The organism is Paenibacillus sp. 01T442, from assembly GCF_056398345.1.
In genome coordinates, this window is sequence record NZ_JBFTPF010000028.1 from 24,304 (window position 1) to 47,137 (window position 22,834).

At 46.9% G+C, this 22,834-nt stretch carries 16 protein-coding genes and 1 pseudogene; 14 read left to right on the plus strand and 3 right to left on the minus strand.

Annotated elements, in window-relative coordinates:
* Positions 1 to 153: 153 nt before the first annotated feature.
* The 11 genes and pseudogenes from AC1DLM_RS20220 (at position 154) to AC1DLM_RS20270 (ending at position 11,895) form a co-directional block, all read left to right on the plus strand.
* On the plus strand, positions 154 to 936 hold the full coding sequence (locus AC1DLM_RS20220; RefSeq protein WP_441987142.1) for an MlrC C-terminal domain-containing protein: 783 nt from the start codon (positions 154 to 156) through the stop codon (positions 934 to 936).
* A 63-nt stretch (positions 937 to 999) separates the two neighbouring features.
* Positions 1,000 to 2,028, plus strand: a complete 1,029-nt coding sequence (locus tag AC1DLM_RS20225; RefSeq protein ID WP_441987141.1) for an aspartate aminotransferase family protein — start codon at positions 1,000 to 1,002, stop codon at positions 2,026 to 2,028.
* Positions 2,012 to 2,266, plus strand: coding sequence for a hypothetical protein (locus tag AC1DLM_RS20230; protein ID WP_441987140.1), 255 nt, complete (start codon positions 2,012 to 2,014; stop codon positions 2,264 to 2,266). Before AC1DLM_RS20225 ends, AC1DLM_RS20230 begins: the two co-directional genes overlap by 17 nt.
* Before the next feature lie 12 nt (positions 2,267 to 2,278).
* On the plus strand, positions 2,279 to 2,986 hold the full coding sequence (locus AC1DLM_RS20235; RefSeq protein WP_477570965.1) for an SDR family NAD(P)-dependent oxidoreductase: 708 nt from the start codon (positions 2,279 to 2,281) through the stop codon (positions 2,984 to 2,986).
* 72 nt (positions 2,987 to 3,058) lie between these two features.
* Positions 3,059 to 3,850 (plus strand): annotated as a pseudogene (locus AC1DLM_RS20240) (IclR family transcriptional regulator).
* Between the two features lie 166 nt (positions 3,851 to 4,016).
* Positions 4,017 to 5,642 carry a glycoside hydrolase family 10-like protein gene (locus AC1DLM_RS20245; RefSeq protein ID WP_477570966.1) on the plus strand — a complete coding sequence of 542 codons (1,626 nt, stop codon included), beginning with the start codon at positions 4,017 to 4,019 and terminating at the stop codon, positions 5,640 to 5,642.
* Between the two features lie 20 nt (positions 5,643 to 5,662).
* Positions 5,663 to 7,261: a response regulator gene (locus tag AC1DLM_RS20250; protein WP_477570967.1), complete on the plus strand. Its 1,599-nt coding sequence runs from the start codon at positions 5,663 to 5,665 to the stop codon at positions 7,259 to 7,261.
* Positions 7,262 to 7,445: 184 nt separating this feature from the next.
* Positions 7,446 to 8,402, plus strand: coding sequence for an ABC transporter permease (locus tag AC1DLM_RS20255; RefSeq protein WP_477570985.1), 957 nt, complete (start codon positions 7,446 to 7,448; stop codon positions 8,400 to 8,402).
* A gap of 30 nt (positions 8,403 to 8,432) precedes the next feature.
* Positions 8,433 to 9,353, plus strand: a complete 921-nt coding sequence (locus AC1DLM_RS20260) for a carbohydrate ABC transporter permease (protein WP_477570968.1) — start codon at positions 8,433 to 8,435, stop codon at positions 9,351 to 9,353.
* 110 nt (positions 9,354 to 9,463) lie between these two features.
* Positions 9,464 to 10,996 carry a type 2 periplasmic-binding domain-containing protein gene (locus AC1DLM_RS20265; protein WP_441987135.1) on the plus strand — a complete coding sequence of 511 codons (1,533 nt, stop codon included), beginning with the start codon at positions 9,464 to 9,466 and terminating at the stop codon, positions 10,994 to 10,996.
* Positions 10,997 to 11,058: 62 nt separating this feature from the next.
* Positions 11,059 to 11,895, plus strand: a complete 837-nt coding sequence (locus tag AC1DLM_RS20270) for a Gfo/Idh/MocA family protein (RefSeq protein ID WP_441987134.1) — start codon at positions 11,059 to 11,061, stop codon at positions 11,893 to 11,895.
* A 347-nt stretch (positions 11,896 to 12,242) separates the two neighbouring features.
* Here AC1DLM_RS20270 and AC1DLM_RS20275 read toward each other — a convergent pair whose 3' ends face one another.
* From AC1DLM_RS20275 to AC1DLM_RS20285, 3 genes are read right to left on the minus strand one after another with little or no spacing between them, the layout of a single operon-like run.
* Positions 12,243 to 15,398 (minus strand): Ig-like domain-containing protein, encoded by a 3,156-nt coding sequence (locus AC1DLM_RS20275; protein WP_477570969.1) that lies wholly within the window; start codon positions 15,396 to 15,398, stop codon positions 12,243 to 12,245.
* Between the two features lie 19 nt (positions 15,399 to 15,417).
* Positions 15,418 to 16,476: a Gfo/Idh/MocA family protein gene (locus tag AC1DLM_RS20280; protein WP_477570970.1), complete on the minus strand. Its 1,059-nt coding sequence runs from the start codon at positions 16,474 to 16,476 to the stop codon at positions 15,418 to 15,420.
* A gap of 32 nt (positions 16,477 to 16,508) precedes the next feature.
* On the minus strand, positions 16,509 to 18,107 hold the full coding sequence (locus AC1DLM_RS20285) for an FAD-dependent oxidoreductase (protein WP_477570971.1): 1,599 nt from the start codon (positions 18,105 to 18,107) through the stop codon (positions 16,509 to 16,511).
* Between the two features lie 225 nt (positions 18,108 to 18,332).
* Between AC1DLM_RS20285 and AC1DLM_RS20290 the strand changes: the two genes are divergently transcribed.
* The 3 genes from AC1DLM_RS20290 to AC1DLM_RS20300 are packed head-to-tail and all read left to right on the plus strand — an operon-like array spanning position 18,333 to position 22,803.
* The gene (locus AC1DLM_RS20290; protein ID WP_477570972.1) at positions 18,333 to 19,433 is read left to right on the plus strand and encodes an SGNH/GDSL hydrolase family protein; all 1,101 of its coding nucleotides are present in this window, start codon (positions 18,333 to 18,335) and stop codon (positions 19,431 to 19,433) included.
* Positions 19,434 to 19,468: 35 nt separating this feature from the next.
* Entirely contained in the window at positions 19,469 to 20,977 is a 1,509-nt protein-coding gene (locus AC1DLM_RS20295; protein WP_477570973.1) for an extracellular solute-binding protein, read from the plus strand.
* A complete protein-coding gene (locus AC1DLM_RS20300; protein WP_477570974.1) occupies positions 20,953 to 22,803 on the plus strand; it encodes a cache domain-containing sensor histidine kinase in 1,851 nt (616 codons plus the stop codon). The genes AC1DLM_RS20295 and AC1DLM_RS20300 overlap by 25 nt, the downstream gene beginning before the upstream one ends.
* Positions 22,804 to 22,834 lie beyond the last annotated feature (31 nt).

Below are 22,834 nucleotides of genomic sequence, written 5' to 3' on the forward strand. Positions count from 1 at the left end.
TTTTAGTAAAATAAGGTAAATAAGTGTTGCTGCACCGCTTTCATTACATTACCGTGAAATTTACCTCGTCTTATTGCATGTAATCTCAATAAGAGGGGTAAAAACGGTCTTAGAAAAAGCTACAAGGATAATGAAGGGGAGTAGAATTCATGTTTGAGAAGTGTCTTGCCGGATGCAGGGATGTCATTTGTGGTGACGACAAATGATAATGCGGAGCTAGCTGAGCGTTGTGCGGCGGAACTTGCGCAGATGGCTATCGAGCATAAATCAGCATTAAATGTTTCCTATCTCACACCGCGTGAGGCGGTAGATGAGGCATTGGCACAGCCTGAAGGACCCGTTATCTTATCGGAAGGTTCTGATAATGTTGGCGGAGGTGCCCCTGCAGATGCTACCCATCTCCTTGCTGAACTGACGACTGTGTCACGCAAAGCGTTGATCGTGATTCGCGATCAGGAAGCGGTGGAAACCGAATGGCGAATGGGTGTCGGTGGTGCATTTGAAGGTGAATTCGGGGGCAAGAGCGACACCTTGCACGGCAACCCTGTCGCAGTAAATGGACGAATTCGGCTGTTGTTTGATGTTCATTACCGACATGTCGGTCCTTATATGACCGGCCAACAGGCCGAAATGGGGAAGACGGCCGTCCTCGAATGTGGACAGTTGACCATCATTTTGACCGAGAAGCGAGTCCCTCCTTGGGATGTGGGTCATGTCCGCTCGGTCGGCTTATGGCCGGGGGATTATCATATCATCGTAGCCAAATCAGCGCTCGCCTGGCAGACGGCGTTTGGGACGTTCGCGAAACATGTAATCAACGTGGATTCACCGGGCTGCTGCAACGCCAATCTTAGGCATTTTTCATATAACCATGTACAACGGCCCGTTTATCCATTGGATGCGGAGCCACAACCGAGATTCGGTTTGTATGCCTGACACCTTAGACTTTTGTTGACGAAAGCACACTCCGAAGACATCACAATGAGGAGGCGTTCCCCTATGAAGCATGTTGAGAAGTCGAGGCAGAAATACATCGAATCGCAAGCCTATTTGGCTGGTGGGGTTGCGAGCTCCCTAAGAAGTGCGATGAAGCCCACCCCCTTGTTTGGATCCAAAGGATCGGGTCCACGCATCTGGGATGTAGATGGCAATGCCTATATTGATTATTTGCTTGGCTACGGTCCATTAATATTGGGTCATGCGCATGAAACAACCACAGAGAGCATCTATACAGCGATGAAACGCGGAATTACATATGGTCTTCAGCACGAAGGCGAAATCGAACTAGCACGTAAGCTAACAGAGATTTTACCCTGTGCAGATAAAGTGGCATTAAGTGGTTCAGGTACGGAAGCGGTCATGCTGGCGCTTCGCTTAGCACGTGCTTATACCGGTAAACGCATGATTGTACGTTTTCATGGTCATTATCACGGGTGGTCGGATACGATTTTCACAGCTTTCCCAAGCTCGGATATGCGTCAGTCCGATACAACTGCCCCAAGCTCTCTCGGGTATCCAACCATATTACCAGGTACKAGTGGACAGAGTGAGATTGCGCTTGAAGATATGATCCTTTTGCCGTGGAACGACTTCGCTGCGCTGGAGACAGCTTTACGTGAACATCACGATGACATCGCAGCTGTTATTTCAGAGCCAGTGATGTGTAATTCTGGCTGTGTTCTCCCGAAACCAGGCTATCTGGAGCAGATGCGCAACCTGACAAGTGAATTGAGCATTGTTATGATTCTCGATGAAGTAATCACTGGATTTAGGCTTGGCCTGAGTGGTGCTCATGGCAAGTTCGGCTTGAAGCCTGATTTGGTAACGATCGGCAAAGCGTTAGGCGGAGGGATCGCCATAAGCGCAGTTGCAGGCTCTCAAGATATCATGTCGCTTATCGAGAACGGTACGGTGAGCCACCTCGGCACATTGAACGGAAATGGTGTCGCGACCGCGGCTGCGTTGGCAACCATTGCGGAGCTGTCCAAAGACGACGGTGCCATTTGCGAAAATGACCAAGAACGCTGATCAGCTGGTTGAAGGAATTCGCCGCTTGCTCGCCAAGTACAGCCTTCCTGGTATCATCAACCAGATTGGCCCGGTATTTCATATGATGTTTACGCAAGAGTCCAAAGTGGAAGATTTCGCTGCTTTCACGAAGCGCGATGCTGCGAAGTACTCCGAGTTTTCTGGCAAAATGTTGGAGGAAGGCGTGCTCGTTGAAGAAACGCTGGCAGCGGTCGATCGAGTGCTAGCTCATCTATAAGGGGGACATCACATGAGGCTGAAAGACTCGATTGCTCTTATAACTGGCGGCTCGACAGGCATCGGCAAAGCGACGGCTGTCAGGTTTGCCGCAGAAGGCGCCAAGGTGGCGATTACAGGCCGAGATAAAGCAGCGCTGCAAGCGACAGCTGAGGAAATTGCTGCCCAGAACGGCGAGGTCATATGGATCGACGGAGACGTGCAGTTGAAATCGGACGTCAAACGCATGCTTGATACCATACTGAGCCAATGGGGCACCATAGATGTACTGGTTAACAATGCGGGTATTTGCAGCCCGGCTGCTTTCCTTGACATCGAGGWATCGGAGTGGGATCGACACATGGCGATTAATTTGAAGGGAACTTTTCTTGTTGGGCAAGCGGTTGCTAAAGTGCTGGTTGCACAGGAAAAAGGCGGTTCCATTATTAATATGTCCAGTGTGAACGGCTTGGCAGCGGAAGGTGATCAAGCCCATTATAACGCCACGAAAGGCGGCATTAACTTACTCACGATGTCGATGGCGCTTGAGCTGGCACCACTTGGTATTCGCGTCAACGCACTGTGCCCAGGATTTATMGAGACACGGCTCACGAAGCCTTTGATCGACAATCCGACCGCTTTTGCGCCTTATTTACGAACGATACCCATGGGTTGTGCTGGCGTTCCGGAGGAAATCGCAGATGTTGCCCTTTTATGGCGACGAATGATTCGCGCTACATGACAGGCCACTGCCTCGTCGTTGATGGCGGTCAACTCATCAAGCTATCTTGACTAAAGGAGATCAAGCGAAATTATGAGCAAGGATACAGGAGAGAAACAGGAACACTATACGATTCAATCGATTGACAAGGCTCTGGATTTAATTGAACTGTTGGCCGAACACGGTTCCCTAAATTTATTGGAATTAACGGAATTACTGGATCAGCCCAAATCTTCGACCTACCGGATCGTGTTAACGCTTGAGAATCGGGGATTCATCAGCAGAGATGACGAGAACGGTAAATACTGTCTCGGTTATAAACAATTGATGCTTACGCGAGGCATGTTAGAAAGAAATACGCTGCGATCAGCAGTACTTCATGAAATGAAGAAGCTTTCTGAGATGTATGGCGACACGATTAATTTGGGTGTCCTCTTGGAGGGCGAAGTGCTTTACGTCGAAATTCTGGAAAGCACACAGCCAATTCGGATGACCGATACGGTGGGCTCCAAATCACCTTTCCATGCGACAGCGATGGGAAAAGCGATGGCTGCTTTTTTACCAGAAGAGAAGGTGAAAGAATTGATTACACGTCAAGGACTGCCTGCACTAACCAAAAATACGATTGTTTCAGAAGCGTAATTTCAACTGAGGCTGCAGCAGGTTCGTGAGCAAGGTTATGCTTTGGATGATCAAGAAATCGTGGAAGGTGCGCGTTGCTTGGCTGCCCCGATATTCAACATGTACGGAAACGTAGAGGGCGCAGTTAGTATGTCAGGTGCTATGCATCGGTTTGCAGATGAGGTTATTCCTGAAATGGCCGAAAGTATTAAAGCTGCTGCGAATCGGATTTCTCGAAAGTTAGGGTATGAAACTGTGCATTAAAAGGCTCACAGAAACAAGCAAGCTCTTCCATTCCTGATGGTGGAGACTTGCTTTTCCCCTGTTCACCCACATCAAATTACCAAAGGAAGTCATCAAAGCCCCCTAGGAAGATCAGGATGTGTATGTTATTTTCTATACCAAACACTTACAAAGGGGAGCTTATGTCATGACTGATCAGGATACTGCCCGATGTTTAGAGCAGGTAGAAACGCGTATTGCTAGCGCGAAAAGGTTGTTAGAGAACAATTGGGAGTGCTATATCAATGTTCCCTATGACTTGGCTAGACATCATCTAGCGACAGCTGATCAGCTGCTTGAAGAGGCGCGACAGTTAGCGTCTACCGATACAGAGGGATGTCTATCCCAAGCGTCACTTGCGTCAACGGAGGCATGGGAAGGGTACTTACATTCTCTGCCCAGTCGTGTAGCGGAAGCGCGAGGTGTTTGGTATCGTCCCGTAGAGAAAAGTCGGGAAGAAGTAGGCCGCACCTTGGATCGTGTACAGGAGGCTGGTTTCAATGAGCTATATCTGGAGACATGGCTATGGGGATATACGATCTACCCGAGTCATACGGCAATGAGAAACGGTATAGAGGCGCAGCATCCAGCGTTTCAAGGGTATGACCCGTTGGAAGCCTTCGTTAAGGAGGGGGAGTCGCGGGKGATCGCTGTCCATGCGTGGTTGGACGGGTTTATGGTTGGTATTGACCCGACGGGAGGTCCCGTGCTGCGAGCTTATCCAGAATGGTCTGCGCTTTCGCACAGACAGGCTCATTCACAGAAACCGTTACCTCAACAGGGGACAGGTTACTTTTGGCTTGATCTGATCAATCCTGCTGTACGTATGTACTTCTTGGACTTTGTTAAAGAGATCGTTTCTACGTATAATGTTGCTGGTATTAATCTGGATTTTATGAGGTTTCCGCATACTGATGAAGATTGGCAGGGTAACTATTGTTTCAGCTTGTATGCCCGTGAGGCTTTTCAACGTGAACATGGATGGGATCCACTTGAAATTTCTAGTGAGCAGAGGGAGCTTTGGACAATATGGACGAAATGGTTGGAGCAACAAGAGGATGAATTTGTATCCCAATTGTACAAGGAGATTAAGCAGATCAGCCCGAATCTAATTGTATCGGCTGCACCCGAGCCAGGTGCAGAGTCTACTAAAATTGGCAACTGGTCGCAGCATGTCGATGTTGTTATTCCGCAGGCTTATTATGCAACAGCCGCTGAGGTTCGTCCCGCTGTCCATTTGCACAAAAAAGAGCTCATGCCTGGTAATCTTGTATACAGCGGMATTTACCCGATGTACGCGCAATTAGGCGCACAGGAAACGATTGAACAGGTGCTTGCAGCGCAGGATATCGACATGGGGACGGTCATCTTTGCCTTTGGCCAAGCGACGGACGAAACGATTCATGCCCTGCGATTAGGGCCGTGGCGTAACGCTGCGATATCTACAGGGATGTATCCACTACGTGCGATTCAGGCCTTGTTGGAAGCAGTGAAAACAGATATGGAACACGTGTACCTTCCGCGACAGGCGGTTAATGAACAAACAGCGCTTGCCATCCTAGCTAGGTTGGACGTGATTCTTGATGCTTTGCAAAGTGAAGCGGGAGTAGAGCTTTCTGTTGTTTTCGATCAGAAGATAGCGGAGTTCAAGCCATTTCTGCTTCAACATCAAGTGGATGAGAAGATTCATCCTATTGTCGTGGAACATTTGAGGAACACATTAACAGATATACAAGAGCTTCTACATTACGCACAGATGAAGCAAGTGAAGTAAATCCGAGCGGGGGTCTCATAATGAATTTATTAATTGTGGAAGATGAAATCCGTCTCAGAAATGCGCTGGCTAATAATATTCCATGGGATAAGCACGGTATCGAGGTCGTTGGGCAAGCTGGTAACGGAGCAGAAGCCCTTAGAATCATTGACCGTAAAAAGCCTGACATCATTTTGCTGGATGTGCAGATGCCAGAAATGGACGGGTTAACGTTAGCAAGACATCTTCGCCAAGTGGATCCTTTGTTGAAAATCATCGTACTTAGCGGACATGATGATTTCAGTTATGCACAAGAGGCGCTGGGGCTTGGTATTATGAAGTATTTGTTAAAGCCGGCAGGTGATGAAGAAATCTTGGGGACCGTGCTCGAAGCTGCAGAGAAGTTGAAAAGCGAGCTTGAGCAGCGTCATAACGAAGATGAGTTGAGATTGAAATGGAAGCTCCATCTTCCTTATTTGGTCAATGAATTTTTCCAAGGCTTATTGAATGGGAAGTACGAAAACTGGGAGATTGGTCAAAAAAGTAAGGATCTACAATTGGATTTGCAAAATGATGCCGCTTATGCCGTTACCATCGTGGATATGGACCCGATCTCAGAGACTGACACCCGGTTTAGCAGAAAGGACATGTCACTGCTCCAATTCTCGCTTAGTAGTATCGTGAAAGAAGCTCTAGCGTCTAATCTCTGCTGGGTATCTACCAACTATGCGGGATGTACGGTCATCATTTTTCAAATGGATCGTGAAGAAGAACCCAAATTGGCCCTGCAAAAAATCAATGCTTTGACCGAAAAACTGTTATTTACGGTAAAAAGCTGTCTCAAACTTAGTGCAAGTGCAGGGATTAGCGGGATGACCGGCGGCTTAGCGGAGATGAATAAGCTTTATGTTCAAGCTGTGCGAGCACTCCAAGATCGAATTGTACTAGGCCATGATCTGGCAATTCCCTACCGGGCGGAGCAAGGGAGAGAGCCGGAACTGACGTTTCAGCCGAACCATGAGAAAACGCTGGAAATTGCCCTCGAGACCGGAGACGGGGAGAAGGCATTAGAGATGTTAACCGCGCTTTGGAATAGTGGTATGGCGAAGGCGGAGACGGTAGATGAAATTAATGAGCATATTCTGTATTTTACTTATTTATTCGTCGGGATGATTCAAAAGCAGGGATGGCCAGTACGGGAAGTAGCTGGCGATGATTATATCTATTTTCATAACCATTCGGAACTAGCAACCAAGGAACAGATCTTGTTCTGGCTGGAGCGAATGATTAAAGCGTATCTAACCTATGCAGGCCAAAGGCGCAAATCAACCAGTCATGGCATGATCAAGACTATTCTTAGTCTCGTAGAAAATGAAATTGATCAGGAGATGACCCTGCATGCTGTTGCAGACAGAATGTATGTGAATTCCTCCTATTTAAGCCGTTTATTCAAGCAGGAAACCGGTAAAGCTTTCTCCACCTATGTGATGGAAAGGAAAATGGAGCGGGCCAAAGCGATCCTTCAAGAGGGCTCACGCGTGTATGATGCCGCATCTGCCGTTGGGTACAGAGATGTTAGTTATTTTACAAGAGTATTCCGTAAATACTGGGGTGTCACGCCTGGGGAAATACGGAATTGATAGCCAATTCAGCCATTCGGCAGCCTTCTCGGAATTCTCGGGAAGGTTTTTTTCATTTTCCTATTCGAGAAGTTATGAAAGTACCAAAACAAGTAATATTCCTCTAATTCGCAAAAAAACGGGGGATGTTACACTAAGTTTAGAAAGAGAGTATGAAGGAGGAGGCACCTTGAGCGAAACGAACATGACAAAAGAAACGGTCCCATCCATCAATAAAAATGTTAAAAAAAGATATATGCGTCAATTGGGGATCGATGTCAGGAAAGATTGGGATTTGTATCTCGCACTCCTGCCTGGCATCGCATTTCTCCTGCTGTTTAAGTACACCCCGATGTACGGAATTATCATTGCGTTTAAGGATTTCAATATTTTCGATGGGATGGCAGCTAGTCCTTGGGTAGGGATGAAGCATTTCGATAAATTGATTTCATCGGCCAGTTTTTTGCAGGTATTCCAGAACACGTTGCTCATTTCCGTATATAAAATTGTGTTCCTCTTCCCCTTGCCGATCGTCATTGCCATTTTACTCAATGAATTGAAAAACATGGCGTTCAAGCGAAGCGTACAAACCGTTGTCTACTTACCTCACTTTTTGTCTTGGGTTATTGTCAGTGGTTTATTCATTGATCTACTTTCCACAAATGGTGGTATCGTGAACAAAATCATTGTCGCCATGGGCGGCGAACCTATTCGCTTCTTCTTAGACAGTCAGATATTTCGTTCTGTACTCATTGGGACGGCAGGCTGGAAAGAAACCGGTTGGAATACGATCATTTATCTGGCTGCGTTAGCTAGTATCGATCCTGGTTTGTATGAAGCAGCTAAGATCGATGGCGCCAATAAATGGAAGCAAATTGTACATATCACACTGCCTGGCTTGATCCCAATTATTTTACTTATGTTCATTCTTCGTCTTGGGTATGTGTTGGAAGCGGGAACGGAACAAATTCTCGTCATGTATAATCCAAGTGTTTACAATGTCGCAGACGTGATTGGCACATATGTGTACCGGATCGGACTCGGCGAACAGGATTATAGCTTTTCAACAGCTGTAGGGGTTTTCGAATCCATTGTTGCCTTTATTTTGATTCTTACGGGGAACGGGCTAGCCCGAAAGTTTTTTGGACGAGGTATCTGGTAACTGGTGTATCAAGCATAAGGGGGATCTGAGATGAATATGAAAAGCAGTTTACAACCTAGGTCCAGCAGGAAGTCCTCAGCCATCCCGTTATCGCTCGGCGAGAAAATTTTCACTGTGGCCAATCACATTTTCTTTATTCTTTTGGGCTTATCTACCATTTTTCCGTTTATTAACTTGATTGCCAAATCACTAAGTAGTGAGGCGGCTGTTGTTGCGGGGATGGTGAGCCTATATCCGATTGATTTTCAAATAGGGACCTATACGTATGTGGCAAGCAATTCCATGTTTCTGAGTGCATTTTGGATCTCCATCACGGTAACGATTGTTGGATCACTTATCGCGTTGTTCATGACGACACTTGCCGCCTATCCGCTCTCCAAACCTAGACTAAGGGGACGCAAGTTGTTCATCCTCATGTATTTATTTACGATGTTGTTCAGCGGTGGTCTGATCCCGACATATTTACTCATGCACAAGCTGCATCTCATTGATAAGTTGCCGGTTCTCTTCCTGCCTTACATGATTAACGTCTACAATATGCTCATTGTCAAAAGTTACTTCGAAGGCTTGCCTGACAGCCTGGAGGAATCGGCAAAAATGGATGGGGCCAGCAATATGAGGATATTTGCGCAAATTATTCTACCGCTTTCCATGCCTGTACTTGCGACGATTGCCTTGTTCTATGCGGTTACATTCTGGAACGATTATTTTACTTCACTTATTTATATCAACTCCGCCGATTTGAAGCCTCTGCAGTTGTATTTGAAGGAATTGTTCGTCTCCTCGACAGATACATTCATGCGGACGAATGTCGATGCATCGTTGAACGTATCACCGCAGTCGATTCAGGCTGCCTCGATTATTCTAGCTACACTTCCGATCGTATGCGTGTATCCATTTTTACAAAAATATTTTGTTAAAGGCGTGCTAGTAGGTTCCGTAAAAGGATGAAGTCACAAGCAAATTACGAAGGGTGGTGGTGGGCCAGCTCTACAAGGGTTCCATGATCGTTGGTATATGGCAGTATCCATACTCAAAGGGAAAAATAGGGAGGCTCTTACATGGTAAAAAAAATGTTAGTTCTCATGTCCATTACAGCGGTGACAGCGGCAATAACGGCTTGCGGTGGAACCAGTCAGACCACTAGCAGTTCTACAACGCCAGCTGCATCTACCGCTCCTGTTGCAACCGTAGAAGCGAATAAACCAAAGCCAGAATTCAAAGCATTGCTGCAATATGCGCGTTTTGATCCGAATACCGAAGTCGTAGCCAAGTTCCTGAATGAAAAAACGGGCTACAAAGTGACCTACGACATGCTGCCAGTTGAGAATCCGGATGACAAGCTCAATTTACTGATGGCGAACAAAGAGAAATATGCCTACATGCTGCTCAGTGGACCTCAATATTCGAAGCTTGCTGCCTCAGGTGCACTAGAGCCGATCGATGAGCTGGTCAACAAATATGGTACGAATATGAAAAATGTGATTTCACAAACCTCTTGGAATGGAGCGAAGCTGAACGGTAAAATTTTCGGCATACCGCAAACGGGATCAGGGACCATCGTGAATACACAGCTCATCGTCCGTCAAGATTGGATGGATGAACTTGGTTTGAAAGCACCTACGACACGTGATGAATTGTATACGGTCCTGAAAACGTTGAAGGAAAAGAAAAATGTCATCGGTTTGTCCGGTGGGAAAAGCCCACTACTGCCTGAGGTGCTGCCAACTTTCGGCATCCCGATGGTTCAGGGTACTGCTACGAGCGGTTGGCAGGATGTTAATGGTAAATTGGTGAATGCCATTGAGAATCCGAACATGAAGAAATATTTGGAATTCATGAAAAAGCTATACACGGAAAAACTGATCGATCAAGAATGGTCACTGAACCAAGCGAATAAAGTCATCGAGAATTTCACAAGCGGTAAAGCTGCGATTATTTCAAATGCTTATTTTAACGCGCCAACTGTACAAAATGCGCTATTGAAAAACTCGCCAAATGCCAAAATTGGCAGCTTCCCTTACTTCAAAGGGGATGATGGCAAAGTCCAAGTCATGGGCAGCGCAGGGATTAGCTTCTATGTGGGGATACCGAAATGGGCAGATAACAAAGAAGATATTATTAAATATTTGGATCTTAAGCTCGATAAAGATATTTTCAAAGAAGCGGCAATTGGTAAAGAGGGCGTTCACTATAAGTTGGAAAACGGCAATTACTTCCCTATACTGCCGAAATTTAATGATGAATATAACAATGCTTCGACGTTCTTAACAGGTGTGGATGAGAAAAATTACCCGACCTACTGGCAAGCGCGTGTTCGCAAAGATCCGATTTTAACAGATTCCTTTACTAAAATTCAAGAGGCAGCTAAAGGCAACATTGTTCTGGATCCACTTGCTTTTGCACCACCGCTAGAAGCGATTGGTAAATACAACTTGAAACTGCAAAAGCTGATGGAAGATACGTTCTTGAAATACATCACAGGTGCAGAACCGCTTGAAAACTATGATAAGTTTGTAGCGCAATGGAAAGCGGATGGCGGAGAAGAAATGACCAAAGCGGCCAATGAATGGTACGCAGCAAATAAGAAGTAGCAACGAAATCCCCTGCGGTTAAGCCGTGGGGGTTTTGATTACATGAGGGAGTGGAGTTTGAGATGAAGAAAATCGGGTTTATTGATTATTTTCTAGATGAATGGCACGCGGAGAAATACCCAGCTTGGATCGATAAGGCGACGAGTGGACGTATGCAGGTTGCATATGCGTATGGGAAAACGAATCTGGATGGGAAGCTTAGCAATGCGGAATGGTGCCAGAAGAAGGGGATTCAGCTGCTTAATTCCATCGAGGAGGTTGTGGAGCAAAGCGATTATTTGGTCGTTCTTTCCCCGGATCATCCCGAATTTCACGAGGAGCTCGCAAGGCTAGCCCTGCAGTCGGGCAAGCCAACTTACATTGATAAAACGTTCGCTCCTGATCGAGCAGCTGCCTTACGGATGTTTGAGCTTGCGGAAAAGCACCGAACTCCGATGTATTCGACCTCAGCGCTGCGGTTTGCAGCTGAGTATGCGGGCATTGAGAAGCAAGGGATCGAGTCCATCATCAGCTTAGGGCCAGGGACGTATGCTAACTATGCTATTCATCAGGTGGAGCCAATCGTCTCCTTGATGGGGACGGATGTGAGACGTGTGATGTGGGTTGGCACGGACAAGACGCCAGCGTTGTTAATTGGATATGGGGATGGCCGGCAAGCGGTGTTTCATCAATACGGCTGGGAATGTCCATTTAGTATGGCCCTTTACTATGATGGAGGGCAGTCAAAATTTCTAAAGATTGAGTCGGACTTCTTCGGAGCATTTATCGAGAATTTGATTGGGTTTTTCGAGTCGGGCAAGCCGCCTGTTTCCCATGAGGAAACGATAGCGATCGCTACGATTCTAGATGTCGGCATGAAGGCTGCGAAGACGCCATATCAGTGGCTGAAGCTGCCGTAAGACGTTGGTGTTTGACATAGAAAGATGAGGCTGTCTCAAAAGGTCTAAATAGACCATTTTGAGAAGGCCTCATCTTTTTTAGTCCGATATCTCCGAATTAAATCGAGGATTCATTCCAAATAAAAACAATTAGTCTGATTTTGCCGAACAATCTGCCCATTTTTCAAGGGAGGGTGGTGTTTGTATCGATTTAGTTAGGCGAGTTAGGACTAATCGGGATTCTATGATGCGGATACTGAAATTAATTCGGTATTTTCGGTCTAATGGTGCCGGCAGAGCAAAGCACACGAGTTCATCGTCGAATCGACGAACTCGTGTGCAGAAGCGGCGACGCGTATGAGGAAAACTCAGTCGATGGATTCCTCCATCACGGCATCTTCACTCTTGTCTTTATGGCTATTGAACACTTTAATCTTGATGTCAGCCTGCTTGCCACGATAGGAAGCGTTGATTGTAGCAGACCCGGGCTTCACAGCTGTGATGATACCGTCAGCTGTAATGGATGCCACTTTATCGAGTGAAGAGCTGTAGGTCACGCCTTGGTTGATGTAGCCAACCACGCCATCGGTGTAAGTTGCTTTGAGCGGTGCTTGGTAGGTTTCACCTTTGACAAGACTGTGTTTGTTTTCGTCGAAGCTGAGACTCGCCACGTCCGCGACAGTTACGATCGACTTGGCCGTTTTCCCCTCATATACAACCGTAATTTCCGCTGTACCAGCTTTCAATGCGGTAACCTTCCCATCTGCAGAAACGGTGGCTACCGACGGATCACTAGAGCTGAACGTAGCTCCAGCTACAACAGCGCTCGATAGATCCGAGTAAACGGCAGTTGTAACCGTTGCATGCACATCACCTGCTACAAGTCGATACGCAGCAGAATCAAGTGCGATGCCTGTGATGACAGGGGCTGTACGCGTGATGTTTACGGTTTTCTCGTTCGTTTTGCGACCATCTACATAGACGGAAACTCGCAAATTATTAACGCCGATGGCAAGCTCCACATTTCCGCTGAAGTCTCCGTTACTGGACACCTCAGCAGGTACTCCATTAAGAAGAACACGTGCCATCCCCGATCCAAGCACTTCAACATTGCCCTTGATCTCTAGATTACGCAGTGCTGTGCTCGTATTCGCATAATCCAAATACCCTCGCAGCACAGCCGAACGTACATCATCACCAACTTTATAGGTTCTTGCGACCAACTGTCTTCTCGTTCGCACGCCGGAAGCATCCAGCGCAGAAATCACGAAGCCGCCTTGTGGAATCACACTGTTGTTCGGTGACATATTGGTCCAGTTCCAGGTAAGCGCCTGCTGCTGGTTAACGACTTTCGTGACTTTGCCGGAGCTGTCTACGATAGCCTCCACACCGAACGTGCTAGTGGCCGTGGTTTGACCAAAGTCAGCGGAATAAATGTTGAGATTATTCTCGTTCCGGCTCACATTGAAGAGATCCGCTTCAAGGAACGACTCAGGACTACCTGGAATGCTCGATCCGATTTGATAATCCTTCACATATGCTACATTATGGAGCGATGCCTTCACCACGGACCAGTTGACTTGTGAAAGATCGAAGAGCATGAGGCCATTCGATAGCGACAAGCCAGCTTGGAACACGGAACGCTGCAGAGGAGGGTCTTGGATGTTCGCTAAGGCGATACTCGCATACATCGGAATTTCACCATTGGTTACGATATTGCCCAAAGTTATATGATGTTCAATTTCCTTTTGTGTCGTTTGATACGTACCAATCATGAGGAAATCGATGTTGCCCGAATAACCGGTCCGCGCATATGAGTCGGTATATAGGCTGTCATCCGGTAGTTGTAAACGGCTGTCGTACTTGAAATTCGGGCTGCCCCAATGGACGCCGTTCAAATAATAGGACTCAAACCAAGATCCCACATAGGCGGAGGAATAGACCTTATGACCTTTTAAAGCAGAGTAACGATCGGTTAATAATCGAACATCATCCGTGAATGTTTTGATCGTTTGCGAGCGGAACTCCCACCAGTCATTGATGAGCGGACCTGCTTGGCGCACATTGTTCACATAGCTGAAAACATCCGCAGGCCAATTCGTCAGCTGCTTACCCCGTGTAGCGAGAAACGCTTCAARCTTCGCACGCGTCAAGGGGCTGAAGTCGGCTGTTTCGTTGTCATAGCGGGTACGATCCAGAACAACGCCATCTACATCGTAGTTCTTAATTACTTCTTCCATGTTTTTCAGCTCAAAAGCTCTTACATCCTCATTGGCTGGGTTAACAAATGCAACGAGAGATTTGCCCGATGTAAAGTATTTGCTCTCACGCAGACGCAAAATTTGACCATTATCCTCGGGACGATACACTTGCTCTTCCCAATCCAGATGCTGGTTAAGGAGTCCATACTCGTTGTGTGCAGGTGAGCCTTCAGCAAAAACGTTAAAGGCGGCATGGATTTTGATACCAAGCTGATGTCCGTACTTGATAAATTCTTCCAACATGTCCAGATTCGGATTGGCACCCTTACGCGTTGGTGCTGTCATTTGTGAAATGTGAGGACGATTCGTCAAATCGTTCTTCTTATAGTTGGCGAATCCTTCGACGCCTTTGACGTCAAGGGCAACAGCGGTCACGCCAGCATCTTTCGCTTTGGTCAGCATATCACGGATATTTTCAGGCGTTTGCAGTTTGAAAATATTCGTACCTTGGTCGACCCAGAGGACGACTTCCTTGGCAGCACTCGTTTGTTTTTTATAAAATACAACAAGCGTTTTCCGATCATTCTCAACGCCGTTCTTAGAAGCGACGACATCTAGGTAATTTACGCCTTCAGCAAGACCAAACTCACTCTGGAAAGTGCCATTCGCTTGCAAAGCAACCGAAGTTTGGTTAACGCGAATCGCATACGTGACGCCTGACTCCATATTTTCCAATTTGCCGGAAACAGTCGTTTTCGGCGTAGTTACCGTAAACCAATCGTCATTGTCCAGTTTAAGTCGCGCTTGAAGTCCTTGACCCGTCATGAGAGCGGAAACGGGGATCACTTCACCATTTTTACGCAGCTTAATGAGGTCGCCAACTTTGAAATTTTTCGCCAGATATTGTTTGAAAGTTTTATTCGCCCAGCTGTCATCATTGGCGACAAGGATGAAGCCGCCTTGCGGGATCGTCAAGGTTGTAGGTCCTGTCCAGACGGGCACACCGCCGTTAACGGATGGGTTGACAACCCGAGTCACATGATTTGTCGCATCGACGACAACGCCGATGGAGGTGGTGCCAACGGTAACGGATGTTGCAAATTCCGTTGTGAATAAAGCGACATAATCGGTGATTCTACTCATATCCGTATCAACGGCATTGATTTGCTTACGTGGACCTTCAATGTCGATTGTAATATCGACGGGTGCTGCTTCTACTTCAATGAAATCAGTGGGGCTGGTTGCCGCAGATGCGGTTATGGACCAAGAAGATGCGAGTAATGTAATCAATAAAGTCATGATTAGCCATTTCGATTTATTCAATTGGTTTCACATTCCTTCCCTAGAAACGGATTTCTTCACCTTTTTCGCTAGATTCATAGACACCGCATAGTATTTTCATCATCTCAACCCCGTCCTGTACAGGGGAAAGAGTCTCCTTTTTACCTTGGCAGACTTCAATGAAGTAATTAATTTCATCTTGAAAGCCGGCAACAAAGTCGAAGGAAAGGTTATTAATCTGCGGTGTGAGGTTCAGAATGGTGTCATACTTCTCTGTGATGATGGATAGCTGCGGCTCCAACTCGGCTCCGCCTTTTTCCCCATACAGCTTCACTGTCAATTCATCTTCCTTAGCATGAAGCGTAAAGCTAACATCAACTAGTATAGAGGCACCGTTCTCGAATCGAATCAAAGCATTGGCCAAATCTTCGACGGTATTGTGTGTAGGGTCATAATCAGCAGCTTTATAAAAAGCCAGGTTCTTCACATTGGCACGATTGCCAAGTTTTTTATAGGTATTACCAGAAATTGATTTTACTTTAGGACGTCCCATTAAGTACCAGCAAAGGTCAATGACGTGGACACCTACGTCGATAAGCGGGCCGCCGCCCGAACGATCCACATCGGAGAACCAGCCCCCGGGGTTGCCTAATCGACGAATGCACGATGCCTTCGCGTAGTAAATGTCGCCGAGCTCGTTGTTATCGAGGAACGATTTGATGATGCGGGTATTCGAGGCGTAGCGACGAACAAAACCAACTTGCAGCGTTTTGCCAGTACGACGAACGGCGTCTTCGACTTCTAACGCCTCTTTCACCGATGTACATAGGGGCTTTTCGGTGAGTAYGTTTTTACCAGCCTCCAAGGCGGCAATGGAAATTTGGGCATGGCTATTGTTCCACGTACAAATGCTAATTGCATCTATAGCATCATTAGCAAGCAATTCTTCATAACTCGTATAGATATGTTGGATGCCGTATTTTTCAGCTTTTGCTTTCGCGCGTTCCTCGTTTAAGTCACAGATGGCATAGAGTTCAGCATCCGGATTCGCGTGATAGGATTTCAAATGCATTTCGGAAATGGAACCTGCGCCGATGACGCCAATGCGTATTTTACTCATGTTCATGCTCCTCTTCTTATGAATGATTAATGTTAAACAGGTCGAATTGCAGGCCAAGCCAGCTCGATGCCGTAGCTTTCAAGCATATTCTGGAAAGTGCGAAGCTCAGTAGCCTCATTGCGAACTTCCCGAGGCAAGATGCCACGGTCGATGCAGCGGCTTGCGAGAAAACCGGCCGCTTCGCCAATGTTCCACTCGACGGGATGCAGTCGGTAACATCCGTTGGTAATGTGGGTGACACCCAGATTTTTGCAAGCTGGCAGCAAGTTGTTCATTCGGATCGGAATCAAGCTTCCCAGCGGAATCTGGAAGGGCAGGGAAGAGATATCTATATAATGACGGTTTCCTGTACTCGGATGGAGGTCGATGCGGTAACAACCGATACCAACGGAATCAGGGAACTGTTCGGCTTTTCCGTCAGGACGGCACGCTGTACTCACATGTTGTTCCAGAACGGTAAACTCTGCTTTAATCCTGCGCGACTCCCGTATGTAGGGATACATAGCCAGTCCGTCATCCGTACCGACGATATCTGGACGCAGGCGAAGACCAGGGTAACCTTGCCCGCCATCAGGTCGAGGAGCTTCCGTTTGCAGCCAATAAAGCAGGGATAAGCTAAGTTGTTTCGCATCCCATAGGTGCTTCTCTCTGTCCTCTGCGCTGACATCAATCACAGAGCCCAGCCAGTAGTCGTTCTGCGGCCAATTGACCAATGTAATGTCTCCAGGATAAAAGCCTTCCTCGAAGTTCCGGCTATCAATAATGCGCCGATAGAAGAATAAGGAGTATTTGTCCGTGCCTTCAAACAGTTCATAGGAGACATGTTCCAGCGTACTCGGGCGAACACCGGACCAGCTGAGCAGACGATCAGGCCAGAATTCCGCTTTGTATGCCTTCCAGAAGTCATAGCGCTCGGGGCGTGCAATAGTGTGATCTTCACCTTCGATGTAATCCATAGCGAAGCAGTAGGTGAATCCTTGCATGTCTTGCGGTAGGGCATCACCCTCTACGGCATTCGGCTCACCGGTCTGACTTTTAGATTCAGCACCTGTCACATATTCCGCACCCGCAAGTGGCAGAGCATCGCCACACTCGGTGGCGTCAAGGAAATAAGCAGCATGAAGCGTAATGCTATCGCCGCTTGTCAAATTGCGAACCGTGACGGAACGCACATCATCGCCGTCCACAGATACGGATTCTAGGCGATGGCGAGTTAAAATCTGTAAACGCCCGCTGTTGACGTAGGGAGCGAGCATATCTTGCAGGACAGCTAACGCAGCCCGCGGCTCATGGCATAACCGTGAAACGCCGCCATTACCTGGATTAAGCAGCGTTCGTGAACGCGCCTCTGAGGTAAGTGGGAAATGACGGCGGTAATAATCGCGCACGCCATCTCGAAACTGACGATAACTGCGTGTACAGCCAAATTGTTCGATCCACGGGTGCTCATCTGGCGGAACGGCTTGGCTCGTTAATTGCCCGCCGATCCAGTCGGTTTCCTCGGTCATGATCACTTTTTTGCCGGATTTGGCAGCGGCGAGTGCAGCTGCGCATCCACCGGTTCCACCGCCGATCACGACGATATCAACCTGGTGGTTGTGCGTATGGGGATTGCTTTTTGTGTTAACCAACGATGATTGTCCCTCCTTTAACCAATTCGCCTGCTAGCATTCACAGGTTATCCCTATTGTATTACAGCTTGTAAATAGCCACAGCGGAGGACCATGACTTCTTTTGGTACTTTAATAACCCATTCGCTGTGAAAAAAAAGGGATTAAACAAGCGAGGGCGAAGAATGAATACCTAGCAGGATAACCGTGGTGAATGTAAATTCGTAATAAGGGGAGATAGTTGGAATGAAAAATCAACAACAATCAAGTGACGTCTTAAAATTGGATGCCAATATGAGGATTCCGCAACCAGGTGACCAGCAGTTCGAATGGTACTCACCGATGGAGCAACCTTTTTCTTTAGCAGGTTTTGGATGGCTGAGGGAGGAACAGTTGTATCGCAGGCTGCCAGTAAATCCCGCTTGGAAACTGCCCGAGGCAGTGGATAACTTGGCGAATTGTACGGCTGGTGGGCAAATTCGCTTTACAACGAATGCGGTCTCACTTTCTATTAAGGTAAAGCTGTCCAGTGCTGCGAACATGTATCATATGCCAGCAACAGGTCAATGCGGATTCGATTGCTACATCGGAGAGCCAGGTGAACAGTACTATTACAGTACGGCTCGCTATGATGCGAAGCATACCGAATATGAAAGCGTTATGTTTACAGATATGGAACGCGCAGATAGAAGCATTACTTTGAATTTCCCACTTTACCAAGGCGTTCAAGAGGTATGGATCGGTTTGGACCCAGCTGCATCAATCTCCTCTCCACCAGCCTACGATCACAGCGAGAAGATCATCTTGTATGGGACTTCAATCACGCAGGGAGGTTGTGCGACCCGTCCTGGCATGGCCTATCCCAATATCCTATCCAGGCGAGTGAATATGGAATTTCTAAATCTAGGCTTCTCTGGTAATGGCAAAGGAGAGCCTGAGCTTGCGCACGTTATAGCAGAAATCCCGGATCCTGCCTGTCTCGTCTTGGATTATGAGGCTAACTGCGTATCCACGGAGCTGCTGCAAACGACTTTACCCGAATTTATTCGTATCTATCGAAATAAACATCCATATACGCCGATTCTCGTGCTATCTTGTATTACTTATGCGAAGGAAAGGTATAGCAAGCTGTTGACGTTAGAAAAGGAAGAGCGTAAAGAAGTGCAGCTCCGGACCGTCGAGCAGTTACGTGAAAATGGAGATGTCAACATCTATTTTTACGATGGCACAACATTACTAGGCGACAATGCGCACGAATGCACCGTCGATGGCGTGCATCCGACTGATCTCGGATTTATGCGAATGGCGGACGGGCTCACTCCTATTCTTAAGAAAATACTCGCTTAGTTGCTTGCCGACGATGGAAGGGGATTGGAATTGGAATGATGAAAAGAATGAGGGCAGCTATTCTAGTCGTGCTCGCTTGTTGTTCAACTGCTGGCTGCGGCATTCCGAATTTGACCTTGAAGGAAGAGAATAAGGTGGGAACAGCAAGTGAACCCGCTATTCGAATCGTTGTAAACAGCCTAGGTATGAATTTCCCGGAGGGAATGGATGAGAATCATAATCCTTATCTTCGTTATATTGAGAAAAACATTGGTGTTAAGGTCAATGTGACGCTCCCTCCGCTCAATGGTTACGATGAAAAGCTAAATGTCATTATGGCGTCTGGCGAGCCCCCGGATTTGCTGAATACAAGTGATCCATCGTGGTTTATCCATTTCGTCAATCAAAAGGCGCTGACGCCTTTGAATGAATATATTGAGAAATACGGCGCCAATCTGAAGGCCAAAATCCCTAAGGAAGCTTGGGATAATGTCACMGTGGATGGCAAGATCTATGCGATACCGAGTTTGAACGAGGTGAAAGGAACCGAAATCATCTATGCCAGGAAGGATTGGCTGGATAAGCTTGGGCTGCAGCCTCCTAAGACGATCGCGGAGTATACAGCGGTGATGAAGGCATTTGCAGAGAGAGATCCAGATGGCAATGGGAAAAAAGATACGTATGGCCTATCGATTCTGGAACGGCTACGCAGAACATCGCCATTTCTAGGTGCATTTGGTGTACAAATGAAAGCCTGGTACGTACGCGACGGGAAGCTAGTTTATTCCGGGGTCCTCCCGGAAATGAAGGAGGCGCTTCTATATCTAAGAGGCTTGTATGACGCTGACATTCTAGACCCGGAATTCCCTTTGAATAAAATTGATGTGCTTGGTGAAAAGATTGTTAGCGGTCGCGTCGGTCTATTCTCAGCAGCATGGTCGGACACGCGCGCACATATTGCCGCAAACCGTAAAGTTGATCCGAAAGCGGAATGGATTCCGCTGGATTTCCCCATCGGCCCGAATGGGAAGCATGGTGTCTATAGCACTTCGAACGTTCGTTCCTACAATGTTATTCCAAACAAGAGTGACAAGGCTGAGGCTGTCGTAAAGTTCTTGGATTTCGTCGCAGGTCCAGGACAAACAAGTTTAAAGCTGGGCTTTGAGAACGAAATTTGGACGAGGGTTAACGGGAAATTGTCCATTCGGTTTGATGAACATTCGAAGCATGGCTATCGTGGTATTTATGGCGCGTTGGCGGATATGGCAGATCCGAATGTCACACGAGATCGGCTGGATGCCCTTGGTTCACAGTTCCGCCTTTATGATAACATCCAACGGATCGAACAGAATTTGATGGTTGACCGATTCAATGGGCCCCCAACACCAGCTATGGGCAAGCATCAAGTTAAATTGTCTAAGCTGCAAGAGGATACATTTACGCGAATTATTGCAGGCTTAAGCCCAATAGAAGAGTTCGACGCTTTTGTGAAAAAGTGGAAGGAAGCCGGCGGTGATGAAATTACTGGGGAAGTGAATGAATGGTGGCGAGAAACCAACAAATGATTAGAGAGTTCCTATCCAAAATTCGTAAATTACTAGCCGGTTATATTCAGGTCCGGCTAACCTGGTATTTCCTTCTCATATTGCTCCCGTTAGCTGGATTTAGCCTGTTTGCCATAGCCAAATCGCAAGTCATTCTGGAAGTGCAGACTGGGGAAAGAACGCAGGGAGCACTGCATACAATGACAGATTATCTCGACCTGACCTTGCAAAATATTGAACAGTTGTCCTCCTTGATCGCGTTTGATACGAATGTCAACACTACCCTGCAGTCTGTTGGTCAAGAGCCGGAAAAGCATTCGTTCGTTCATTTTGCCCAAGTGATGGATCAGATTACAAGTATGACGACGGTCAATCTGATTGTTGATCAAATCACGATTATCCATATGCCCTCACGTACGGTCATTTCCACCAAATTAGGTGGAGGCAAGCTGCCATCCGGGGCTGAGAAACRAGAATGGTATCAGCATTTGATGGAGGCTAATGGAGGGACGATTTTTTTTACACCGCAGGCGGGTGAATCCTATTTCGATGCAGACAGTGTGCATCTGATTCGGACGATGGATCCGTATAACCGCACGCTGATGAATCCGAATTTACTTATTTTATCTGTCAAAAAGAGTGCACTTATCGAGCTTGCGAAACCGCTGCTGCCTTCCAAAAACGCGAATATTTATCTCTTCGACAATGACGGGAAATCGATCACAGGGACAGGTGGAAGTGTAAATACTCAAACGTGGGAGAAGGTAGACCAAGTAAGAACGATTCGTAAATCACCTCAAACAGGGACGGAGATGGTCACGATTAGCGTGAAATCGAAGTTATCTGGGTGGTCACTTATGATGGAACAGCCTTTATGGGAAATCAGGAGTCATACGGACTCGTTGAAAATATTTTCTTATGGTATTTTAGTCGTCAGCTTAGTCTTGGCGATATGGACTTCTTGGATTATTTATCGAGGCATATCTGCGCCGCTGCGTAAATTAGCTTATGGGATGAAGCAGCTCCGCACGGGGAATTTCACCATCCAACTAGAGGATACAAGGGTTGATGAATTAGGTTATGTGATAGAATCCTTTAATCGGATGGCGGAGAATCAGAAAACACTGATCCGGGATCACTACGAGAAGCAGCTTTTATTGTCCAAAATGGAACTGAAATTTTTGCAGTCTCAAATTAACCCGCATTTCCTCTACAACACATTGGATTCGATTTATTGGACGGCCAAAAACTATGAAGCAGATGAAATCAGTGAAATGGTGTTGAATCTATCGAAATTTTTCCGTTTAAGCTTGAATAAAGGAAATGAGACCTTTACGGTTAAGGAAACGATCGAACATTTGAAGTATTATATTAAAGTGCAGCAGCTGCGATTCCTAGACCATTTCACGGTACGCTTCGAGATAGCAGAGGAAAGCGCGCATTATCATGTACTTAAGCTCCTCCTGCAGCCCTTGGTAGAGAATGCCGTGCTGCATGGCTTAGAGAAACAGAGCAGCGGTGGAGAACTCGCTATTTCCTCCTATGTGGATGGCGGTCATCTTGTCCTCGAAGTACGCGACAATGGTGTCGGTGTCAGCGAGGAAAGGCAGATCTATATTTGCGGCAAATTAGAAGAGGCAGCTAGGCAAGCGGCAGAAGGGAATTCTACGAATACTAAAAAAGAAAAGGATCTGTTCGGGTTGCGAAATGTTGTCGCGCGAATGAAGATGTATTATGGGAATGACTCCCAATTTCTATTTGAGAGCGGTCATCAGATGGGGACTCGGATTACACTCCGTCTCCCACTCGACATGTGTGAATCACCGTTAGAAGAACAGGCAGGGTAACGCTCACGGAAGTAATCAGCATGATAAATAT

Excerpts from the sequence above, each read along its gene's own strand:
- AC1DLM_RS20250 (WP_477570967.1), top strand. The coding sequence starts at position 5,663 with ATGAATTTATTAATTGTGGAAGATGAAATCCGTCTCAGAAATGCGCTG.
- AC1DLM_RS20260 (WP_477570968.1), top strand. The coding sequence starts at position 8,433 with ATGAATATGAAAAGCAGTTTACAACCTAGGTCCAGCAGGAAGTCCTCA.
- AC1DLM_RS20230 (WP_441987140.1), top strand. The coding sequence starts at position 2,012 with ATGACCAAGAACGCTGATCAGCTGGTTGAAGGAATTCGCCGCTTGCTC.
- AC1DLM_RS20290 (WP_477570972.1), top strand. The coding sequence starts at position 18,333 with ATGAAAAATCAACAACAATCAAGTGACGTCTTAAAATTGGATGCCAAT.
- AC1DLM_RS20265 (WP_441987135.1), top strand. The coding sequence starts at position 9,464 with ATGGTAAAAAAAATGTTAGTTCTCATGTCCATTACAGCGGTGACAGCG.
- AC1DLM_RS20255 (WP_477570985.1), top strand. The coding sequence starts at position 7,446 with ATGACAAAAGAAACGGTCCCATCCATCAATAAAAATGTTAAAAAAAGA.
- AC1DLM_RS20270 (WP_441987134.1), top strand. The coding sequence starts at position 11,059 with ATGAAGAAAATCGGGTTTATTGATTATTTTCTAGATGAATGGCACGCG.